The sequence below is a fragment of the Pseudoalteromonas sp. genome, from assembly GCF_041613455.1.
In the GTDB taxonomy this organism is placed as follows: domain Bacteria; phylum Pseudomonadota; class Gammaproteobacteria; order Enterobacterales; family Alteromonadaceae; genus Pseudoalteromonas.
The window spans coordinates 1-5,307 of record NZ_JBFJHD010000206.1; the positions used below are offsets into that span (position 1 = coordinate 1).

Here is a 5,307-nt window from a genome sequence, read left to right on the forward strand (position 1 = left end):
CGAAGATCAGCAAGCTTTTGCACAAACCGCCCGTCAATTTGCTGAGTCTGAACTTGCCCCGCATGCGGCAAAATGGGATCGCGAACATATTTTTCCAAAAGACACCATTAAAGCCGCCGGTGAGCTTGGTTTTTGTGGCCTGTATACGCCAGAAGAAGCAGGTGGCTTAGGGTTATCTCGTTTAGATTCGAGCATTATTTTTGAACAACTTGCTATGGGTTGTACCGCGACCACCGCGATGTTGACGATTCATAACATGGCCACCTGGATGATTGCCAGCTTTGGTAGCGACGCGGCAAAAGATCAATACTGTGAACAATTAGTCACTGGTGATTTACTGGCTTCGTATTGTTTAACCGAGCCTGGCTCTGGCTCAGATGCGGCTTCACTTAAAACCAAAGCAGTGCGCGATGGCGACGACTACGTAATTAACGGCTCTAAAATGTTTATTTCGGGCGCCGGTGAAACCGAAGTGCTTGTTGTTATGGCGCGTACTGGCGGCGAAGGCCCTAAAGGTATTTCAGCGTTTATTGTCCCTGCAGACGCGAAGGGCGTTGAATATGGCAAAGCCGAAGAAAAAATGGGCTGGAACGCGCAGCCCACTCGGTTAATAAGCTTTGAAGATGTACGAATTCCAGCACATAATTTATTAGGAGCCGAGGGCGAAGGTTTTAAATTTGCCATGCAAGGCCTAGATGGCGGGCGTATTAATATTGCCACTTGTTCTATTGGTACCGCACAAGCGGCGCTGAATACTGCCCGTGAATATTTAAAAGAACGCACTCAATTTGGTAAGCCATTGGCTGCGTTTCAAGCGCTACAGTTTAAAATTGCCGATATGAATACCGAGCTTGTTGCCGCCCGCCAAATGGTAAGGTTGGCTGCGTTTAAACTGGATAATAACGACAGCGAAAAAACCACCTATTGTGCCATGGCGAAACGGTTTGCCACCGATGTTGGCTTTACCGTATGTAATGACGCGCTGCAAATTCATGGCGGTTATGGTTACATTAAAGAATACCCACTTGAGCGCCATGTACGTGATGTGCGTGTACACCAAATACTAGAAGGCACTAACGAAATTATGCGAGTGATTATTGCACGTCGTATTTTAGCCGAGTCGGCCAGCGAAGTTTTATAAGGAGTTATTTATGTCACAGTCAAACACGACCCCGAGCATTGAGTTAACAACCGAAGGCCATGTTGCTATTGTAACTATGTCGAACCCGCCAGCGAACACTTGGACCAAAGACACCTTAGTAGCGCTGAAAAATACTGTTAACGAACTAAATAGTAATAAAAATATTTATGCATTAGTACTCACAGGTGAAGGCGATAAGTTTTTTAGTGCCGGTGCCGATTTAAACCTGTTTGCCGGTGGTGATAAAGGCGTTGCCGCCGAAATGTCGCGAGTATTTGGTGAAGCGTTTGAGGCGTTGACTAATTTTAGAGGCGTATCGGTTGCGGCGATTAATGGCTATGCCATGGGCGGTGGTTTAGAGGTCGCACTCGCGTGTGATATTCGTATTGCTGAAGAGCAAGCACAAATGGCACTGCCTGAAGCTAAAGTGGGCTTATTGCCCTGTGCCGGTGGCACGCAAAACTTAGCGTGGCTGGTGGGTGAAGGCTGGGCTAAACGGATGATTTTATGTGGCGAACGCTTAAAAGCCGATAAAGCGCTGCAAATTGGTTTAGTTGAAGAAGTGGTGGCTCAGGGCGAAAGCTTTGCCGCGGCACTTAAGCTTGCGAATCAAGTAGCCGATCAGAGCCCATCGTCGGTAGCGGCGTGTAAAACCCTGATCCAAAAAGGGCGTCAGCAACCTATGGCAAGCATTTTACCGCTAGAGCGTGAATTATTTGTGGCGTTATTTGACACTGAAGATCAACAAGAAGGCGTGAATGCGTTTTTAGAAAAGCGCCGTGCAAATTGGGTGAATGGCTAATGAGCGAATTAACATTATTAAATGATGCAAATGACGCTGTAGTATTTGAAACCACAGTGGCTGCGAATGGGGCTGTTATTGCTTTTGCCACACTAAACGCACCTAAATCGTTAAATGCGCTTAACTTAGAAATGATCAACCTGTTAGAACCACAACTTAAAACGTGGGCTGCCGATGACAGTATTGCCATGGTGGTTTTAAAAGGTGCGGGCGATAAAGCATTTTGTGCTGGTGGCGACATTGTTAGTTTGCACCAAGCCATGGTTGAAGGACGTGCGGGCGACGTTGTTGAAGACTTCTTCACCAAAGAGTACCGCCTCGATTACATGATTCATTGCTACGAAAAGCCAATTTTGGTGTGGGGTAACGGCATTGTTATGGGCGGCGGGCTAGGCCTGATGGCCGGTGCAAGCCATCGTGTAGTTACCGAAACATCGCGTATCGCCATGCCAGAGCAAACCATAGGGTTATACCCTGATGTGGGCGGCAGTTATTTTTTACATAAAATGCCGCACAGTGTGGGCTTATTTTTAGGGCTAACCTCAGCATCAATTAATTGTGATGATGCCCGCTTTGTTGCATTGGCTGATCATTTTGTAAAAACCGATAAATACGATGCATTAGTGGCTGGGTTAATTAATATAAAATGGGGTAAAACAGCCAGTTTGAATCATGAAAAACTCAGCACCTTGCTCACCGAGTTAGACAATCAATCTGGGCGTTTACCGAAAGGTAATATCAAAGCCAATTTAGCCACGATTCAAGAGTTAGCCGAGTTTGATACCTTGCAGCAGCAAGTTGATTATATTTTAAACCTCAATACCGACGACAAATGGCTGCAAAAAGCACAAAAATCGCTTAAGCATGGTTGCCCGCTAAGTTGTGCGTTGGTGAGCAAACAGCTACAAACCAGTAAAGGCAAATGCCTAGCAGACTGCTTTAGAATGGAACTGGGAATGTCGGTACGTGCTGGCGAAGTTGGTGAGTTTCAAGAAGGGGTACGTGCGTTATTAATCGATAAAGACGGCGCACCTAATTGGCAATATAAAACACTCAGTGATGTACCAAGTTCGGTCGTTGATAGCTTCTTTGAAGACCGCTATGGCGAGCATCACCCACTTAAACAATTACAACAAGGCTAATGCGATGAGTAAACTCAATATAGGATTTATTGGTTTGGGCAATATGGGCGGGCCAATGGCGGCCAATCTAGTAAAAGCAGGCCACACTGTGAGCGTGTTCGACCTAAACCCCACAGCCGTTGACGAACTAAAAAGTAAAGGCGCTAATGTAGCTGCCGATGCGGCTCAATGTAGCAACAACGTTGATGTACTTATTAGTATGTTACCGGCGAGCAAGCATGTAAAAGCTCTGTACTTAGGCGAAAATGGGCTGATTAATAGCTTAAATAAAAATACCTTAGTGATTGATTGTTCGACCATTGATGCAGAGTCTGCCCGCGACGTAGGCAAAGCGTTAGCTGAGCACGGAATCCGCTTTGTAGATGCACCGGTATCGGGTGGTGTTGCAGGGGCAACGGCTGGCACATTGACCTTTATAGTCGGTGGCGATAAAGCTGCGTTCGATAAAGCCCATACTGTATTGGTTGATATGGGGAAAAATATTTTCCACGCCGGCGATATTGGCGCCGGGCAAGTTGCTAAAATTTGTAATAACATGCTGTTGAGCATTTTAATGGCGGGCACCAGCGAAGCTCTTCAAATGGGTATAAATAATGGCCTAGATCCTAAAGTACTTAGCGATATTATGAGCGCAAGCTCAGGCCGTAACTGGACCTTAGAGCTCTATAACCCGTGCCCAGGCGTTATGGACACAGCGCCGGCAAGTAACGATTACAAACCAGGCTTTATGGTCGACCTAATGGCGAAAGATTTAGGCCTTGCCATGGAAGCGGCTAAGCAAAGTAAATCAGCCACGCCAATGGGCTCAATGGCAAATGACTTATACACTACATTGCAGCATCAAGGCGCTGGCAGTGAAGATTTTAGTGCCATTTTTAAATTATTTTCGAAGTAGAGGTAGCGGGTGGAAATTAACAATAACACGGTAGTCATAACCGGTGGCGCACAAGGTTTAGGCTTTGCGATGGCACAAAAGTTTGCGTTGTTAGGGGCTAATATTGCACTTATAGACATGGCGCAAGAGGCCCTTAACACAGCCGCAGAGCAATTGGCATCTCTTGAAGGCGTTACCGGCACAATAAAAGGCTATGCCGCGAATGTGACGAATGAAGCCGAAGTAGAAGCGGTTTTTAACACCATCAATAGTGACTTTGGCCATATTGGGGTTTTGATCAATAATGCCGGTATTTTACGCGATGGCATGTTTATTAAAGCGAAAGACGGCAAAGTAGTTAAAAAAATGTCGCTTGAGCAATTTCAATCTGTGATAGACGTAAACTTAACCGGCGTATTTTTAGCAGGGCGAGAAGCCGCCAGCCATATGATTGAATCAGGCAAAGGCGGTGTGATTGTTAATATGTCAAGCGTAGCGCGTGCCGGTAACATTGGCCAAACCAACTACGCGGCATCAAAAGCCGGTGTAGTAGCCATGACCACAGGCTGGGCAAAAGAGCTAGGCCGCTTTGGTATTCGCGTAGGCGCTATCGCGCCAGGCGTTATTAGCACCGCCATGACCGATGCGATGAAGCCAGAAGCGAAACAACGTATGCTAGCAGTTACGCCAGTCGGGCGCTTAGGCGAAGCCGACGAAATTGCGCATACCGCACAATACATCATCGAAAACGACTTTTTTACTGGTCGCGTAGTAGAGATCGACGGCGGCATTCGCTTATAAACACGTTATTTTAGTTGATTAAAAGCACAGCTGTTACGGGCTGTGCTTTTTTTGTGTTAAAACTGAAGAAGCAAATAGCGCATATACGGAACAGGAAATTAGCAAAAACAGTATCGAATGCTGTTTTTATAAAACCGAAAATATATGCCTGTCCCATTTAAACTTTTCGCATTTAAACTTTAACTGTCGTGCTGAGCAGTAAATTAGAATTTTATGTCAGTGCACACCTTCAACAGTTAATTGCTTAATAAGTAGAGGTGGCTTACTTAAAGCCGCTTCCATTCTCTAAAAGCATCGCTAAATCTGTTAGTGAATAAATCACTTATATGAATTTATAACTAAAGTGCCTCAAAAATGGCAGCAATACCTTGCCCGCCACCAATACACATAGTGACTAGTCCGTATTTACCGTTAATGCGCTGCAGCTCGTATAGACATTTGGTCGATAAAATAGCCCCCGTTGCGCCAACTGGATGACCCAATGCAATGGCACCGCCATTCGGGTTTACCTTATGCTCCGGAAAATTTAATTCGCTGGCTACGCACA

General features: G+C 45.8%; 5 protein-coding genes and 1 pseudogene. 5 read left to right on the top strand and 1 reads right to left on the bottom strand.

The annotated features are described in order from the left end of the window. The 5 genes from ABYB02_RS14260 to ABYB02_RS14280 all read left to right on the top strand — a co-directional run. The coding region (locus tag ABYB02_RS14260; protein ID WP_372763080.1) for an acyl-CoA dehydrogenase family protein at window positions 1-1,141 on the top strand (1,141 nt) is incomplete at its 5' end. A 10-nt stretch (window positions 1,142-1,151) separates the two neighbouring features. Continuing rightward, window positions 1,152-1,943: an enoyl-CoA hydratase gene (locus ABYB02_RS14265; RefSeq protein WP_372763081.1), complete on the top strand. Its 792-nt coding sequence runs from the start codon at window positions 1,152-1,154 to the stop codon at window positions 1,941-1,943. After that, a complete protein-coding gene (locus ABYB02_RS14270) occupies window positions 1,943-3,085 on the top strand; it encodes an enoyl-CoA hydratase/isomerase family protein (RefSeq protein WP_372763082.1) in 1,143 nt (380 codons plus the stop codon). The genes ABYB02_RS14265 and ABYB02_RS14270 overlap by 1 nt, the downstream gene beginning before the upstream one ends. A gap of 4 nt (window positions 3,086-3,089) precedes the next feature. Then, window positions 3,090-3,980 (top strand): 3-hydroxyisobutyrate dehydrogenase, encoded by an 891-nt coding sequence (mmsB, locus tag ABYB02_RS14275; protein ID WP_372763083.1) that lies wholly within the window; start codon window positions 3,090-3,092, stop codon window positions 3,978-3,980. A gap of 9 nt (window positions 3,981-3,989) precedes the next feature. Then, window positions 3,990-4,760: an SDR family oxidoreductase gene (locus ABYB02_RS14280; RefSeq protein WP_372763084.1), complete on the top strand. Its 771-nt coding sequence runs from the start codon at window positions 3,990-3,992 to the stop codon at window positions 4,758-4,760. Between the two features lie 338 nt (window positions 4,761-5,098). Here the strand turns inward: ABYB02_RS14280 and ABYB02_RS14285 are convergent. After that, window positions 5,099-5,307: pseudogene (locus ABYB02_RS14285) on the bottom strand (acetyl-CoA C-acyltransferase); the annotation flags it as partial.

Coding starts and splice junctions, on each gene's coding strand:
- mmsB (WP_372763083.1), top strand. CDS start 3,090: ATGAGTAAACTCAATATAGGATTTATTGGTTTGGGCAATATGGGCGGG.
- ABYB02_RS14270 (WP_372763082.1), top strand. CDS start 1,943: ATGAGCGAATTAACATTATTAAATGATGCAAATGACGCTGTAGTATTT.
- ABYB02_RS14265 (WP_372763081.1), top strand. CDS start 1,152: ATGTCACAGTCAAACACGACCCCGAGCATTGAGTTAACAACCGAAGGC.